General features: G+C 57.7%; 15 protein-coding genes. 3 read left to right on the top strand and 12 right to left on the bottom strand.

Annotated features, from left to right (window positions below; genetic code table 11):
• Positions 1 to 73: 73 nt before the first annotated feature.
• Positions 74 to 2,455, top strand: coding sequence for a PilZ domain-containing protein (locus tag G5332_RS09195; protein WP_227341917.1), 2,382 nt, complete (start codon positions 74 to 76; stop codon positions 2,453 to 2,455).
• 38 nt (positions 2,456 to 2,493) lie between these two features.
• Here the strand turns inward: G5332_RS09195 and G5332_RS09190 are convergent, their stop codons facing one another.
• Complete coding sequence (locus tag G5332_RS09190; RefSeq protein ID WP_216952869.1) at positions 2,494 to 3,399, bottom strand: alpha/beta fold hydrolase; 906 nt, start codon at positions 3,397 to 3,399, stop codon at positions 2,494 to 2,496.
• A 28-nt stretch (positions 3,400 to 3,427) separates the two neighbouring features.
• Positions 3,428 to 4,438 carry a phosphoserine phosphatase SerB gene (gene serB, locus G5332_RS09185; RefSeq protein ID WP_216952868.1) on the bottom strand — a complete coding sequence of 337 codons (1,011 nt, stop codon included), beginning with the start codon at positions 4,436 to 4,438 and terminating at the stop codon, positions 3,428 to 3,430.
• Positions 4,439 to 4,557: 119 nt separating this feature from the next.
• Here serB and G5332_RS09180 point away from each other — a divergent pair, with 119 nt between their 5' ends.
• Positions 4,558 to 5,193 (top strand): AhpA/YtjB family protein, encoded by a 636-nt coding sequence (locus G5332_RS09180; protein ID WP_216952867.1) that lies wholly within the window; start codon positions 4,558 to 4,560, stop codon positions 5,191 to 5,193.
• Positions 5,194 to 5,253: 60 nt separating this feature from the next.
• Here G5332_RS09180 and deoD read toward each other — a convergent pair whose 3' ends face one another.
• The 7 genes from deoD to G5332_RS09145 form a co-directional block, all read right to left on the bottom strand.
• A complete protein-coding gene (deoD, locus tag G5332_RS09175) occupies positions 5,254 to 5,970 on the bottom strand; it encodes a purine-nucleoside phosphorylase (RefSeq protein ID WP_040096807.1) in 717 nt (238 codons plus the stop codon).
• 76 nt (positions 5,971 to 6,046) lie between these two features.
• Positions 6,047 to 7,255, bottom strand: a complete 1,209-nt coding sequence (locus tag G5332_RS09170; protein WP_216952866.1) for a phosphopentomutase — start codon at positions 7,253 to 7,255, stop codon at positions 6,047 to 6,049.
• Positions 7,256 to 7,269: 14 nt separating this feature from the next.
• The gene (deoA, locus tag G5332_RS09165) at positions 7,270 to 8,601 is read right to left on the bottom strand and encodes a thymidine phosphorylase (protein WP_005358033.1); all 1,332 of its coding nucleotides are present in this window, start codon (positions 8,599 to 8,601) and stop codon (positions 7,270 to 7,272) included.
• Between the two features lie 109 nt (positions 8,602 to 8,710).
• Complete coding sequence (gene deoC, locus G5332_RS09160) at positions 8,711 to 9,484, bottom strand: deoxyribose-phosphate aldolase (protein ID WP_005340468.1); 774 nt, start codon at positions 9,482 to 9,484, stop codon at positions 8,711 to 8,713.
• A 424-nt stretch (positions 9,485 to 9,908) separates the two neighbouring features.
• Positions 9,909 to 10,079 (bottom strand): XapX domain-containing protein, encoded by a 171-nt coding sequence (locus G5332_RS09155; protein WP_005340467.1) that lies wholly within the window; start codon positions 10,077 to 10,079, stop codon positions 9,909 to 9,911.
• 125 nt (positions 10,080 to 10,204) lie between these two features.
• A complete protein-coding gene (locus G5332_RS09150; RefSeq protein WP_005340466.1) occupies positions 10,205 to 11,479 on the bottom strand; it encodes a NupC/NupG family nucleoside CNT transporter in 1,275 nt (424 codons plus the stop codon).
• A gap of 216 nt (positions 11,480 to 11,695) precedes the next feature.
• Entirely contained in the window at positions 11,696 to 12,475 is a 780-nt protein-coding gene (locus G5332_RS09145; protein ID WP_216952865.1) for a TatD family hydrolase, read from the bottom strand.
• Positions 12,476 to 12,516: 41 nt separating this feature from the next.
• On the opposite strand from G5332_RS09145, the gene G5332_RS09140 reads away from it, so the two are divergent.
• On the top strand, positions 12,517 to 13,134 hold the full coding sequence (locus G5332_RS09140) for a type II secretion system protein (protein WP_421172251.1): 618 nt from the start codon (positions 12,517 to 12,519) through the stop codon (positions 13,132 to 13,134).
• Positions 13,135 to 13,458: 324 nt separating this feature from the next.
• Here G5332_RS09140 and luxS read toward each other — a convergent pair whose 3' ends face one another.
• From luxS to glnB, 3 genes are read right to left on the bottom strand one after another with little or no spacing between them, the layout of a single operon-like run.
• Positions 13,459 to 13,968 (bottom strand): S-ribosylhomocysteine lyase, encoded by a 510-nt coding sequence (luxS, locus tag G5332_RS09135; RefSeq protein ID WP_005340462.1) that lies wholly within the window; start codon positions 13,966 to 13,968, stop codon positions 13,459 to 13,461.
• An 18-nt stretch (positions 13,969 to 13,986) separates the two neighbouring features.
• A complete protein-coding gene (locus tag G5332_RS09130) occupies positions 13,987 to 14,580 on the bottom strand; it encodes a hypothetical protein (RefSeq protein WP_272502552.1) in 594 nt (197 codons plus the stop codon).
• Positions 14,581 to 14,639: 59 nt separating this feature from the next.
• The gene (glnB, locus tag G5332_RS09125; protein ID WP_005308848.1) at positions 14,640 to 14,978 is read right to left on the bottom strand and encodes a nitrogen regulatory protein P-II; all 339 of its coding nucleotides are present in this window, start codon (positions 14,976 to 14,978) and stop codon (positions 14,640 to 14,642) included.
• Between the last annotated feature and the right edge of the window lies 1 nt (position 14,979).

Here is a 14,979-nt window from a genome sequence, read left to right as displayed (position 1 = left end):
TGCTTGATATACTTGTTTGCGACCGACAGATCAAACCCAGAATCGGAAAAGTGACTTTCCGTGGCAGGAACACATGGATTCAGTACACCAACAACATCTGATTGAACAACTTGTACCCCTGCTGCGGGAGAAAGATTTCGAAGAGATCTTCAACCGTCTGACCCAGGACGAAAACAGTAACGGCCGTTTTCTGATCAAGATGGAGCTCAATCGCAAATGCTCCCCTTGCCGCAGGGTTATCGACATGCGCGATGAACTGGAGGACGAGTGCCTGGTGCACGAGTTCGACGGTATCACCCACTTTATGCCGGCCGAGGCCATCGGACTGTTTCAGTCCCAGTGCTATCTCTACCGTGACGCCTATACCCTTGGCGTTTACGAAGCACTGCAACAATGGCAAAAGAACCATCACCACGCCCGGGTGGATGGCCTGCTGCAACCCCCTGTCAGCCCCTTCCGGCAATACGACGTCAACACCATCGTCTTTGCCAGTTACTACGGGCGACGACAAGAGCGGATGCACTTTAGCTCGCCCTTGCTCATCAAACTTCATGACGGGGAGAAGTTGTTCGCCAAAAGTTCCGATCTTTCCCTCGGCGGCATGAGAGTCTCGGTCCCCTATTTGCCCAATTACCAGACCGGCGCTCAGGTCGAGGTCTTCTTTACCGGGCTGGAGCGGGATCACCCCAATCCGGTGCTGCATCAGCCGGTCGGTTACCAGATCCTCGGTGAAGAGAGCAAGGAAGGGAAGTATTGGCTGAGGCTGGTACGCTCCGGTGAGCAGCCCGCCTTCGATGCCTTCCTCAGCGACTTTATCGAAGCCAACAAGATCCGCTATCGGGTCAGCGTCGACTATCTGCTCTCCGCCGCCATCATCAAGGGATATGAGCAGTTCTACCTGCCACGGATGACCGGCATGCCGCTCTTCTTCAGCACAGGAGATTGTCCCTCACTCGAGATAGCACTGCGCACCGAGAACAACCAGCACCTGCTGGAGTATTGGCGCGACGAGAAAAACCGCGATGCCCTGGCGGGACTCTTCTCAGCAAAACGGATGAAACGCCTCTGCCCTGCTCCCGGCACCACGACCGAAACCCTCATCTACTGCTTCACCCACACGGTACGCAGCCATATCTATTTCTTCTCTGCCACTGCTGAAGAGCTGCGCCAGAGTGGTCTCACCGCCCTCTTCTTCCAGGTGGGCTCCCGACGTCCCAGCTGGCGTGTCTACAAGTTTTCACTGGAGGCGTGTGAATCGCTGGAGGCAGATGTAGGGCAGTTGCAGGGGGTCGAAAATTCGCAACTGCAGGATATTCTGTTACTCGAACGTCTCAAACTGATTGGGTATTGCGGCCTGCTGCAGGAGATCAGTCTGGAGTCCCAACGGGAGGAGTTCCGCCCGGAGGGCGAGCTGGGCAATAATGCCAATGAATTGCAACGTTTTGGTCACGAGCTGGGCGTTGCCCCCTTCGAGATTGAATCCCTGCACTATGTCCAGTTGCGCAAGGAGCTGCGCTATATCCACAAAACAGCCGTTGCCATCCATCACAATGGCAAGTCATGGCTTGGCTGGACCCGAGATATTTCTGCCCATGGCCTGCAGGTCGAGCTGGAAGAGGCGTTTGCTGGTGATAAAAACGATGTGGTGACCATCGCCCTGCCCCGTCTGCAGGAGTTATCCAAGAGCATGGATCTGCAGCATCTCTCCTACCGGCTGGTTAGTCTCAACATGACTCGCACCGTGCTGCACCTCTGTATCGACGGGGATTCCGATCGTCATACCGGTCGTCAGTTCTTCAGCCTGCTGATCGAGAGCAACCAGAACAAGCTCAAGGCGGCGCAGGAGCAGCGCCGTTATCGCGGACTGGCGCGAGCCCTGCGCAATATTTACACCCACCACCTGTTCAACTCACCGGTCTATATCAACAAACTGAAGGGTGCCCCCAAGCCAGCCGCCATCGGCAAGTCACTCACTCCGCGCAGCCTGCAACAACTGTTAACCGCCTGTGCCGAGCAACCTGAGCAGGAGAACCTCTATCCGCTGTTTCAGGGGGAGTTGTTCAAGGAGCTGCTGATGAATCCGTTGCGAGCCATCGAGCGGGAGGACAAACCGCGTGAAGATGAGGTCTATATTGCCAGCATCCAGACCAAGGCGGGCCTCCCCATCTTCACCAGCCGCCTCGCCAGCAGCTTTAGCAACCTAAAAGAGAAGCGCCAGTTCATCGAGCTGGCACTGCAGCAGGGAGAATTCTACTCGGTGCTGGTCGGCATCTCCCGCACCGGACGCCCCGACACCAACTTCATTGCCAATGAGCTGGACTACATCGCCAAGTTCGCCATTCACAAGGCAAAGCGGCTGGAAGAGGAGTTGTGGAGTGTCGTGGGGGTTGGCGAGCTGACCGACACCACCCAGGCAACTCTGTTCCGGTTCGGCATCACGCAGCCGCCCCGCTGATCCCATCGACACGGGCGCACTATGTGCCCTGTTTTTTGTCATGCTGCCTGCGGATTGAGCAGCCATTCTAGGATCCGGGGAAAGTGATCCTCCTGCGCCTGCGGGGCGGTCAGCATATTGATGTGGTCATAGTCAAGCCGGTTGCCATTATCACGCCCCAGGCGGGTGTGACGAGCAGCCGAGCCTATCTCGTCGCTGAAACGGCGCACATCGGTCGGATGGCCCAATACCTTGTCGGCTCTGGCAGAGATCATCCAGAGTGGCGGCCAGTTGACCCGTGCCGCCCCCTCGTCATAGGCAAAACCGTCGTGAGGATCCCGCCAGGGGCCACACTTGACCCAGGGGATGGTCTCCTGCAGATAGCGCAGCGGCTCGTCGTCAGCACCTATCTTCAGAGTGCGAGCAGCCAGAAAACCACGGCGGCGAGCCAGCCAGGGGGCCAGCCGATTCCAGATCAGATCCACCTTCAGCCAGCGCTCGGGATTGTGCACCGACACGCCGCGTTTGGTACCAAAAAACAGCAGACTGGCCACCTGCTCCGCCAGCTCGGGAAAGCGCACCAGGGTCGAGGCCATGATGACGCCACCCCAGGAGTGGGCCACCCAGTGCACCTTGAAGCCATGATGGCGCTCGGCAATCCAGCGATGCAGGGCGGGCAAGTCCTCGGTGATTAGCTCGTGCTGGCCGTGCTCCGCCTGCTCGGCGATGGCCGGAGTGCTGAGCCCCCGTCCCCGCAAATCAGCCACATAGACCTGATAGCCGTGGCGGGCCAAAAAACAGGCCAGCCCCTTGCCCGATTCGGTGTAAAAGATGCGGCCGTTCTCGATGGCGCCGTGCACCATCAGGATCGGCTCGCCATGCACGGCGACCCGAGGTTTGATGTGGCGAACATGCAGTTGATGGGCGCCACAGGGGATAAACAGAGACTGCTGCAACAATTCCATTTTTATTGGTTTCCTCCTTGAAACACAGTCAGCGCTTGTCCCAGCGTTGTTCGCTGCAGGCCCGCGCCGCCAGCAGGCAGATCACCCCCTCCAGATCGTGATGATTGAGGGTGGCCGCAGCCTGCGCCCGCACCAGCGGCTTGGCATGAATAGCAATCCCAAGACCTGCCACGCCCATCATCTTGAGATCGTTGGCACCATCGCCGATGGCCACGGTCTGGGCGGCAGCAATGCCGTACTCCTGAGCAAGCTGCTGTAACACCTCGGCCTTGACGCTGGCATCAACGATGCGCCCGCTCACCTTGCCAGTCAGCTGACCCCCTTCCACCGCCAGCTCGTTGGCGAAGATGGCATCGAGCCCCAGCGCCTGCTGCAACTCGCCGGCAAAACGGGTAAAACCGCCGGAGGCGATGGCCACCTTCCAGCCAGCCTCTTTGAGGGTATCGACCATCAGTTGCAAGCCGGGCATCCACGGCATGTTGGCGGCCACCTCGTCGAGAATGGTGACCGGCGCTCCAGCCAGCAGGGCCACCCGGTTGCGCAGACTGTCGGAGAACTCCAGTTTGCCCTGCATGGCAGCAGCTGTTACCGCCGCCACCTGATCGCCGACCCCCGCCAGCCGCGCGATCTCGTCGATGCACTCGATACGGATCGCGGTGGAATCCATGTCCATCACCAACAGGCCGGGTTCGCTCAGGGTGGGGAGTGCCGGCAGGTGGCAGAGATCGATCTCCCACTCACCGCTCTTGAGCTCGGCCACCAACTCGGAAGAGAAGCGATCGCAGCCAAGCAGCAGCAGCGGCACCTCCGTCACCTCGGTGGGAGGATAGAGGGTGGCCACCAGCCCCTGCGCAGCCAACAGTGGTGACAGATGCGTCAGATGGGAGGCGCCCAGCCCCTTGCCAAACAGTACCAACCAGCCGCCCGCCTGCGGGGTCTCTGTCGGTTGCAACGCATCGGCGTTGAGCTGCCAACAGGGTGAGCCGGACAACAACGCAGGCCAATCGGATAACAGAGGGGGGAGCCGGGACAACAACATAAGAGATACGCCTTCCTTGGTGATCAGGGGGTTAACAATGCTGACCCAGAGTAGCGTATTGCTTTTTGCGCAGGCAAGCGCCAAGATCCAGCACTCATTGTCAGCATGAGGTCTCGCGCTTGCAGCGTCATCTTCCCATCAAACGTGTACTCAGTCTGGTAGCCGGCCTGCTGCTCGGCTGCTGGGTACTGGTTGTTCTCCTTCATATGCAGGGAGAGAGCCAGGCTGCGCTGCACACCGAAGCACGCAACCGCGCCCAGGCACTGGTCGCCTATGCTGCCCGCGACATGAAGCGCTGGCTCAAGGAGGAGAACAGCAGTGAGCTGGAACGGCTGGCCCGGGATCTGGCGACCGAGCCGGAGATCCTCGATGTCACACTCTATGATGGACGCGGCATTCCCCTCGCCCAGTCGGAACAGGCCGTACCGCTGGAGAGCCTGCTACCCATCGGTGACAATAACAAATCGATGCCGGAACAAGGCAAGGGGCGGATCCAGTTCGTACAGGAGGTCCTGGATGGCGATCAGACACTGGGCTACCTGCGCATCACCCTGGAAGAGCAGCAGATGCTGGCGGACAAGGACACCAGACTCAAAACGATTCAGGAGAAACAGCGGCTGATATTGCTGATTGCGCTGCTGGCAGGTCTGCTTATCTCCTATGGCATTCGTCGCAACTATATGCGAGTGCGCAAGCACAAAAAACGAAGTCCTCCCCCCTCCCCGCCGCCAACCAACAATGATCCGGCGCAGTAAACGGATAAAGAAACGGCGACCAGAGGTCGCCGTTTTTGCATGGTTCCAGAGGCTGCGGGATTAGTTGTCGCCCAACAGGACGGAATCCAGTGCGATTTCGATCATGTCGTTGAAGGTCAGCTGACGCTCTTCAGAGGTGGTCTGCTCACCGGTACGGATATGGTCGGAGACGGTGCATATGGTCAGCGCCTTGGCACCGTACTCTGCGGCCACGCCGTAGATACCGGCGGCTTCCATCTCGACACCCAGGATGCCGTATTTTTCCATGACGTCGAACATGGAGGGGTCCGGGGTGTAGAACAGGTCGGCGGAGAAGATGTTACCCACACGCACGGCAACGCCCTTGTTCTTGGCGGCCTGCACGGCATTGGCAACCAGGTCGAAGTCGGCGATGGCAGCGAAGTCGTGATCTTTGAAGCGCAGACGGTTTACTTTGGAATCGGTGCAGGCACCCATACCGATCACCACGTCACGCAGTTTCACGTCTTCACGCACAGCGCCACAGGAGCCCACGCGGATCAGGGTCTTCACACCGTAATCGGTGATCAGCTCTTTTGCGTAGATGGAGCAGGACGGGATACCCATGCCGTGACCCATGACGGAGATACGACGGCCCTTGTAGGTACCGGTGAAACCGAACATGTTGCGCACGTCGCAGATCTGCTCGACGTTCTCCAGGAAAGTTTCAGCGATGTACTTGGCGCGCAGGGGGTCGCCCGGCATCAGCACGGTATCAGCAAAGGCGCCATCTTTCGCATTGATATGAGGAGTTGCCATTCTCTTGATTCCTTCACACTAGGTTGAGTTTTATTGTTTTATAAATTGCCCGCCGCCGAAGTGGCGGGCGGGTAAATTACAGGAAGCTGGTACCGTACGCCAGTTTCGGCAGGCCGTGGTAAGCCGCGATGCTCTGGCCGATATCGGCAAAGGTCTCGCGACGACCGACGGAGCCGGCCTTGACCGGCTTGCCGAAGAACAGCACCGGAATGTATTCGCGGGTGTGGTCGGTCCCACCCCAGGTCGGGTCACAGCCGTGATCGGCAGTCAGCACCACCACGTCGCCATCTTGCAGCAGCTCAAACAGCTCCGGCAGGCGGGAATCGAAATACTCCAGCGCACCGGCATAACCGGCAACATCACGGCGGTGGCCGTAGGAGGAGTCGAAGTCCACAAAGTTGGTGAAGACGATGGTGTTGTCACCGGCCGCTTTCACCTCTTCCAGCGTGCGATCCCACAGCTCGGTCAGACCGGTCCCTTTCACCTGCTTGGTGATGCCCTGCTGGGCATAGATGTCGGCAATCTTGCCGATGGAGACCACCTGACCGCCCGCATCTTTCATGTAATCCAGCACGGTCGGCGCCGGTGGCAGCACTGAGTAGTCGTGACGGTTGCCGGTACGCTTGAAGTTGCCCTTGCCACTGCCCACGAACGGACGCGCAATCACGCGGCCGATGTTGTAGGGCTCCAGCAGCTCGCGCACGATGTGGCACAGCTCATAGAGATTCTCGAGGCCGTAGGTCTCTTCGTGGCAGGCAATCTGGAACACCGAGTCGGCAGAGGTGTAGAGGATCGGCTTGCCGGTCTTCATGTGCTCTTCGCCCAGATCGTCCAGCACCTGGGTACCGGAGGCGTGGCAGTTGCCGAGATAACCCGGCAGACCAGCCTTCTCGACGATGGCGTCCAGCAGCTCCTGCGGGAAGCTGTTGTGGTGATCCTTGAAGTAGCCCCACTCGAACAGCACGGGCACACCAGCGATCTCCCAGTGACCGGACGGGGTATCCTTGCCGGAGGAGAGCTCCTGCGCAAAGCCGTAGGCACCGACTACCTCGATATCTTTTTTCAGCCCTTCCGGGAAGTAGCCGGAAGCCTGCTCGCAGGCGTGGCCCAGACCCAGCTTGTTGAGGTTGGGCAGATTGAGGGCGCCACGGCCTTCAATTTCACCTGCCGCACACGCCTTGGCGATATGGCCAAGGGTGTTGGCGCCCACATCTCCGAACTTGTCGGCGTCAGCAGCAGCGCCAATACCGAAAGAGTCCATCATCAGAATAAAGGTACGTTTCATGGGTCTTCCCCTTGTTACAAATCGGCCAGGGTGATACGGCGGTACACTTCAGGCAGTGCCTCCGGCCGTTCGCCACCAATCCGGACAGCCGCCTGCACCATGCTGGCAGCCTGAGCATATTGCTCTTCAGTCTGAGCGTGGATCATCGCGATCGGCTTGTCAGCATCAACGCTTTGACCCAGGCGGATAAAGTCGGTCAGACCGACCGCATAATCAAGTTTGTCACCGGCAGCGCGGCGACCACCGCCCATGGCGACCACCGCCAGACCCAGCTCGCGGGTATCCATGGCGGTCACGAAGCCGCTGTTGGCCGCGAAGACCGGGCGTACGATGGCTGCCTTGGGCAGGTAAGCGTCGTAACGCTCCATGAAATCGGCCGGGCCACCGAGACCTGTCACCATGCGACCGAAGATCTCGGCCGCCTTGCCGTTATCCAGCACCGCCTGCAGCTTGGTGCGGGCATCGCGCTCGTCGCTGGCCAGACCGGCGGAGATCAGCATCTCGGCGCACAGCGCCATGGTCACTTCGTGGATGCGCGGGTTGCGGTATTCACCGGTCAGGTAGCGCACCGCTTCACGTACTTCCACCGCGTTACCGGCGCTGGAGGCCAGCACCTGGTTCATGTCGGTCAAGAGCGCAGAGGTGCGGCAACCGGCACCGTTGGCCACGGCCACAATGCTCTTGGCCAGCTCTTCGGAGGCTTCGAAGGTTGGCATAAAGGCGCCGGAGCCCACTTTCACATCCATCACCAGCGCTTCGAGCCCGGAGGCGAGCTTCTTGGAGAGGATGGAGCCGGTGATCATCGCGATGGATTCGACGGTGGCAGTAATGTCACGTACTGCATAGATACGCTTGTCAGCGGGGGCAAGATCGCCGGTCTGGCCGATGATGGCCACGCCCGCCTCTTTCACCACTTTCAGGAAACGGTCGTTGTCGACCGAGGTCTGGTAGCCGGGAATGGCGTCCAGCTTGTCGAGGGTGCCGCCGGTGTGGCCCAGACCACGGCCGGAGATCATCGGCACGAAACCGCCGCAGGCAGCGACCATCGGGCCAAGCATCAGGGAGACAACGTCACCCACCCCGCCGGTGGAGTGCTTGTCGACAATCGGGCCACCCAGATTGAGGTGATCCCAGGTCAATACCATGCCGGAGTCGCGCATGGCGCAGGTCAGGGCAACCCGCTCATCCATGGTCATGTCTTTGAAGTAGACCGCCATCGCCAGCGCGGCAATCTGCCCCTCACCGATGGTGTTGTTGGTAATGCCCTGAACGAAGAATTGAATTTCTTGGGTACTGAGCGCTTCACCGTTGCGCTTCTTGCGAATAATTTCTTGAGGCAAAAACATCTTTCATTCCCTCCGCCATTGCTGGCGTTACACAAGCCTGAATCTTTGCCCGCACACCGCATGGTGGGGGCTAACAGGGCGGACAGCTGTCCGCCCTCTCATCGACCTATTAGTAACCGCTGGTGTTGGCCGGCTTGTCGCCATGCCCCAGAGTGGCCAGCAGACTGGCCAGCAGGCTGGATGCACCAAAGCGGAAGGTACGGGCGGATACCCAGTCGTTGCCGAGGATCTCTTCGGCCATGGCCAGGTACTGACCGGCAACGGCGGCATCTTTCACGCCACCAGCTGGCTTGAAGCCGACTTTCGGATTCTTGGCCTTGATCACTTCCATCATGATGCGGGCCGCTTCGGGAGTCGCATTGACCGGCACCTTGCCGGTGGAGGTCTTGATGAAGTCGGCACCAGCATCGATACAGATCTCGGAAGCGCGACGGATCAGCGCCTCTTCTTTCAGCTCGCCGGTTTCGATGATCACTTTCAGCAGCACGTTGGCACCGCAGGCCTCTTTACAGGCTTTGACCAGATCAAAACCGATCTGTTCGTTGCCAGCCATGAAGGCGCGATACGGGAACACTACGTCCACTTCATCAGCACCGTAGGCGACAGCGGCACGGGTCTCGGCCACGGCGATCTCGATGTCGTCGTTGCCGTGCGGGAAGTTGGTCACGGTCGCAATGCGTACGTCGGCAGCGCCGATCTCACGCAGTGTCTTGCGAGCGATAGGAATAAAACGGGGGTAGATGCAGACGGCGGCAGTCAGGCCAGCCGGTGACTTGGCCTTATGGCACAGGTCGATCACCTTCTGATCGGTGTCGTCATCGTTCAAGGTGGTCAGGTCCATCAGGTTCAGGGCGCGCTGAGCGGCCACTTTCAGATCAGTCATTCTGTTCTCCAAAGTCTCGATTTAATCCAGATAACCGGGCACCACCATACCATCCAGCGATGGATGCACAGGCAGTAATCCCCAGCTATACGGGAATGGAATTACAGTGCGAAGGCACCGGCACTATCGGGATGCTATTCAAAACACCCTGCAGGCACTGCGACTGTAAATAAGGCAAGAGCCCTGTCACTTTCTTACAAAAGTGCGGACTTGGTTCCATGAAGACTTGAGAAAGGCCGACAACATCTGACCCGACTTCCCAATCAATTCCATTTGACCGCCAACACCCGATTTCATCGAGTATTAGTCATTACCAGCACCCTGCTGGCAATGCCTATTTCAGCCGAGATACCCCCTGTTTGCAAGCCGGATTTGCCAATTTCAGAGGTACCTCACATCTGGCAAATCCAGGTCTAAAAAAGCCTTACGAAAAGAAACGAGTCAGGATCCAGGAGTAGGCCAATCCCCCCAAATAGACCCCGACGATCCCCATTACCCCGGATAAAACAGGAGGCGCCGGGATCGGCAATTTGAGGAAAGAAAACAACAAACCAACTATAAAGCCGGCCACCATCGCCAGTAGCACTTCATTCATATAACCTCCGATTTGACTCATTTTATTATTAGTTTAGATAGGAAAACGGTTGTCACCGCTCCATACGCGAACGCCACGGCAGATGCCGTGGCGTTCGTGTTTATACCCTGTCAGTCAGGCGGCGATTACATGCCGGACAGTGCCAGGAAGAAGCCTGCGATAGTGGCAGACATCAGGTTGGACAGAGAGCCAGCCAGTACGGCTTTCAGACCAAAGCGTGCAATGGTACCGCGGCGGTTCGGCGCCATGGACCCCAGACCACCCAGCAGGATGGCAACGGAGGAGAGGTTGGCAAAACCACACAGCGCGAAGGAGATGATCGCCTTGGTGTGATCGGACATGGCCACACCGTTGATCAGCACTTCGTCTTTCAGGTACGGAGCGAAGTTCAGGTAAGCCACGAACTCGTTCACTACCAGCTTCTGACCGATGAAGGAACCGGCAACCACTGCTTCATTCCAGGGCACACCGATCAGGAAGGCCAGCGGGGAGAAGATCCAGCCCAACAGCAGTTCCAGAGAGAGTTGCGGATAACCGAACCAGCCACCCACACCGGAGAAGATGCCGTTGATCATGGCAATCAGACCGATGAAGGCCAGCAGCATGGCGCCGACGTTCAGGGCCAGTTGCATACCGGCAGAGGCGCCAGCAGCAGCAGCGTCAATGACGTTGGCAGGCTTGTCATCCAGCTCGGCATCGGCAGAGCTTTCGTCGTAGTTCGGGGTCTCGGTCTCGGGAACCAGCAGCTTGGCGAACAGCAGACCACCCGGTGCAGCCATGAAGGAGGCAGCAATCAGGTACTCCATCTTCACGCCCATGGAGGCGTAACCTGCCAGTACGGAACCGGCAACGGAAGCCAGACCACCACACATGACGGCGAACAGCTCGGAGTCAGTCATCTTGGCGATGTAAGGACGAACCACCAGCGGCGCTTCGGTCTGACCGACGAAGATGTTGGCAGTTGCAGACAGGGATTCGGTGCGGGAAGTACCCAGTACTTTCTGCAGACCGCCGCCCAGCAACTTGATGACCATCTGCATGATGCCCAGGTAGTAGAGCACTGCAATCAGGGAGGAGAAGAAGATGATGACCGGCAGAACACGGAAGGCAAAAACAAAGCCGCCGCCACCGAACACTTCAAACATCTTGTTGCTGACCAGACCGCCAAACAGGAAGTCGATCCCGTTCTGGCCGTAGCTGATCACGCTGGATACCGCGTCGGACACGCCGACCAGGATATCGCGACCAACCGGAACATAGAGAACAAACGCCCCCAGACCGGCTTGAATTGCGAACGCACCGACAACGGTACGGACGTTGATTGCCTTGCGATTGCTGGAGAACAGCACCGCGATAAGGACGAGCGTCGCCATCCCTACCAGACCCATGAACAAATTCATTATTATCTTCCTCTAGTAGCACCTGGCTTGTTAGCGAGTTGTTATCAAACCCAACTAATCAAGGGGAGCGCATTATACTAATTAAAGTCCGATAAAATAGAATGCTGGTCACATTTTATCGTTATCAAAATGTCCAAGTGTCACAAAATTAGACAGCAAACGATTTTTACGCTCATTTTTTTTCCTGACAACTAAATCAGGTGTTGCGAATTTGTTTCATGGCAATGGGTCGTGATGGAAAATATGCCGGGCAGTTTCAAATAACACCTTAGCAACATCTACCGATGATTCCTCCCGCAAAGTCATCAATATTTCAGCTATTTTCGGCAGCGCTTCCGGGGTATTCCGAGTGCCTTGCTCATCTTGTAACGGCATATCGGGCGAATCGGTTTCCAGCACCAGGGCCTCGAGCGGCATAGCACGAAATACCTCTCGCGTCTTGTTCGCCCGCTCAAAACTGATTACCCCGCCCACCCCGAGCCGAAAGCCCAGTTGCCAGAAAGCCTCCGCCTGCTGCAACGAACCGCTGAAAGCATGGATCACCCCGCCACGAGGCGGCTTGAAGCGGCGCAACAGCTTGACCACAGTGTCATTGGCGCGCACCGAGTGGATCATCAGGGGGAGCCCAGCATCAGCAGCCAGCCGGATCTGAGCCTCAAACAGCGCAAGCTGCCCCTCCTGCGGCACGTGAGAACGGAGGTCCAGCCCGCACTCACCAATGGCCACCAGCCTGGCAGGTTGACTCATCACCAACGCTCGCAGCCGTTCCATCACCCCCTCCCGCTGCTCACCGGTATACCAGGGATGAATGCCCAAACCATAAAAAAGGCCGTCATGCTGATCTGCCAGTGCCATCACACGAGTCCAGTTATCCTCTGCGATGGCAGGAATGATATACTGCGTCACCCCTAATGCCCGGCAACGGGCCAGCAGCGCCTCCCTGTCCTGGTCGAACACCGGAAAGTCGAGATGGCAATGGGTATCTATCAGCTGCATATCACTCACACCTGTTTGCGGTATTTAATGGGTCATTGAACATGATGAACAACAGAAACAACGGCTTTACCCTGATTGAACTGGTGTTGGTGATCATAGTGCTGGGGATCCTGGCCGTCACCGCCCTGCCACGCTTTATCAATATCAAGGATGATGCCCTGAAAAGCACGGTCTCGGCGACTGCTGGCAGCTTTGCCAGTGCAGTTCAACTGGCAAATGCCGGCTGGTCGGTGAAAGTGAAGGGGGAGTCTATCGGGCTCTACAACTTGAGTAGCTTTGGCAAAGGCGATCTTGATATTAATCGCTATGGTTGGCCTGTAGGCACGAAAGAGGACTATAACCAAGCGCCAGATACAACATTTCCACCTGGCTCTAACGAAAACCAGATCTCTGTTAACAACGAAGATGACTGCAAGCTACTCTTCACTGGATTACTTGATACAGAGCAGACTGTTCCTGACTTAGACAATAACAACACTGAAACTGACTATAGTTCCGAACTTATTATTGCAGATGACCAAACTGAGATCGGAGGGTTAGAGCATCACAACTGCCGCTATATCCTGCGTGATTCTATCGGCCGCTTCCCGGATCACCCCAACGGCCTCGGCTTCGAGTACAACAGTGTTACCGGTGCCGTGACCCGCAATTTTGATTGAGCTCAGCCTCTTCTGCGCAAGCTCGCTCTTTGCTTGAGTCCTCATTATAACGAACCGGTGTGCAGCAGCGCCGGTTCTCCTGAGTGAGCCCCCACTCCTCGCACCACGCATCGTAACGGGCCAGCCAACGCAGCAATACCCCTTTCATCGTCACACCTCCGCCAACAGGTTCAGGTCAAAAACCATCCTAATCAGAGTCGACAAGGGGAGCAAGCCATCCCAATTTTTGCGGTCGGTTGAGATAGAAAGAGCCGGTCAGCATGGCTGACCGGCTCTTTTAACATTCCCTGAAGAGGTTATCAGATGAGCGATAGCTCATCCGCCTCAAAGGCTCTTCAGTTTCTCTTCCGGCAGAGCCAACTCGTCGTTGTGGTTAACACCGATGCCACGCTCCAGCACATGACGGGCGATGGCGTGCGCCTCTTCCAGCGAGTGCATGCTGTAGGTGCCGCACTGATACTCGTTCAGCTCGGGGATCTTGGCCTGATCCTGCACAGTCAGCACGTCGCTCATGGCCGCCTGCCAGGCTGCGCCAACACGGGCTTCGTCCGGCGCGCCGATCAGGCTCATGTAGAAGCCGGTACGGCAACCCATGGGGGAGATGTCGATGATCTCCACACCATTGCCGTTCAGATGATCACGCATAAAACCGGCGAACAGGTGCTCCAGCGTATGGATACCGCGCTCGGAGAGGATCTCCTGGTTCGGCACACAGAAACGCAGGTCGAACACGGTAATGGTGTCCTTGTTCGGGGTCTGCATGGTCTTGGCCACACGCACCGCTGGCGCTTCCATACGGGTGTGGTCAACGGTAAAACTGTCCAATAACGGCATTTCTGACTCCTGATTTGGTTACCAGAACCAGCCCCCACGGGAGAGCTGGTCCTTGCATTGACGGTACTGGGCGCCGTAGCGCTGGGCGCGAGCTTCCACTTTGCGAGAGGTCTTCATCAACCACCCCTTGCTGCGATAGCTGCCACGCCGGTAGCCACCCCACCCTTCGTGATAGTTGAGGTACTGACCATAGGCATCCCACTTGGAGGTGCCATTTAGCCGCTGGGCCTTGTTAGTGTACCAACCCATAAAATCGATGGCGTCGGCAAAGTCATCGCGGTCACTCCAGCTGTTGCCGGTTTCCCGCTGGTAATCAGCCCAGGTTTCATCTTTGACCTGAGCATAACCATAAGCCGAACTGGCCCGCCCGGTCGGGATGAAGAGGAAATACTGCATCGGCGGCTGGGCATCATGTACGTAAGAGGACTCCTGATACATCATGGCCATCACCACATGGATCGGCGTCCCCCACTTCTCGTTCATCTTGAGCGCGGCCTTGTGCCAGTCAGGCTTCTCGCGAAAGATCTGGCACAGATTCTCCGGCTGGGCCGGTGGACGGGTACTGCAAGCAGTCAGGCCCGCCAACAGGCTTGCGACCACCACGAAGCGCATCCACCCCATCAAATGAGGCCACACTTCACGCCTCTGGTCAGGTAAAGAGATAGCCAAGGTCAGATCGCGTCTTCGTTCTCTTCGCCGGTACGGATACGAATGACACGCTCCACCTCGCAGACGAAGATCTTGCCATCACCAATCTTGCCGGTACGGGCGGTGTTCTGGATCGCTTCCAGGCAGGCATCGAGATCCTCGTCCTGCACCACCAGCTCCACCTTCACTTTCGGCAGGAAGTCGACCATATATTCGGCGCCGCGATAGAGCTCGGTATGGCCCTTCTGGCGGCCGAAGCCTTTGACTTCGGATACGGTCATGCCGTTGATGCCGATCTCGGCCAGGGCCTCGCGCACATCGTCCAGCTTGAACGGTTTGATGATGGCTTCAATCTTCTTCATG

Origin of the sequence: Aeromonas sp. 603757 (assembly GCF_049171255.1) — a bacterium.
GTDB lineage: Bacteria > Pseudomonadota > Gammaproteobacteria > Enterobacterales > Aeromonadaceae > Aeromonas > Aeromonas veronii_A.
Note: the sequence above shows the minus strand (reverse complement) of the source record. Positions and strands in the feature narration are given on the sequence as shown.

What these genes read in the sequence shown, in the direction of transcription:
- G5332_RS09195 (WP_227341917.1), top strand. Translation starts at nt 74, where the DNA reads ATGGATTCAGTACACCAACAACATCTGATTGAACAACTTGTACCCCTG.
- G5332_RS09150 (WP_005340466.1), bottom strand. Translation starts at nt 11,479, where the DNA reads ATGAATTTGTTCATGGGTCTGGTAGGGATGGCGACGCTCGTCCTTATC.
- G5332_RS09140 (WP_421172251.1), top strand. Translation starts at nt 12,517, where the DNA reads ATGATGAACAACAGAAACAACGGCTTTACCCTGATTGAACTGGTGTTG.
- deoC (WP_005340468.1), bottom strand. Translation starts at nt 9,484, where the DNA reads ATGACTGATCTGAAAGTGGCCGCTCAGCGCGCCCTGAACCTGATGGAC.
- serB (WP_216952868.1), bottom strand. Translation starts at nt 4,438, where the DNA reads ATGTTGTTGTCCCGGCTCCCCCCTCTGTTATCCGATTGGCCTGCGTTG.
- G5332_RS09145 (WP_216952865.1), bottom strand. Translation starts at nt 12,475, where the DNA reads ATGCAGCTGATAGATACCCATTGCCATCTCGACTTTCCGGTGTTCGAC.
- deoA (WP_005358033.1), bottom strand. Translation starts at nt 8,601, where the DNA reads ATGTTTTTGCCTCAAGAAATTATTCGCAAGAAGCGCAACGGTGAAGCG.
- glnB (WP_005308848.1), bottom strand. Translation starts at nt 14,978, where the DNA reads ATGAAGAAGATTGAAGCCATCATCAAACCGTTCAAGCTGGACGATGTG.
- G5332_RS09130 (WP_272502552.1), bottom strand. Translation starts at nt 14,580, where the DNA reads ATGCGCTTCGTGGTGGTCGCAAGCCTGTTGGCGGGCCTGACTGCTTGC.
- G5332_RS09190 (WP_216952869.1), bottom strand. Translation starts at nt 3,399, where the DNA reads ATGGAATTGTTGCAGCAGTCTCTGTTTATCCCCTGTGGCGCCCATCAA.
- deoD (WP_040096807.1), bottom strand. Translation starts at nt 5,970, where the DNA reads ATGGCAACTCCTCATATCAATGCGAAAGATGGCGCCTTTGCTGATACC.
- G5332_RS09155 (WP_005340467.1), bottom strand. Translation starts at nt 10,079, where the DNA reads ATGAATGAAGTGCTACTGGCGATGGTGGCCGGCTTTATAGTTGGTTTG.
- luxS (WP_005340462.1), bottom strand. Translation starts at nt 13,968, where the DNA reads ATGCCGTTATTGGACAGTTTTACCGTTGACCACACCCGTATGGAAGCG.
- G5332_RS09170 (WP_216952866.1), bottom strand. Translation starts at nt 7,255, where the DNA reads ATGAAACGTACCTTTATTCTGATGATGGACTCTTTCGGTATTGGCGCT.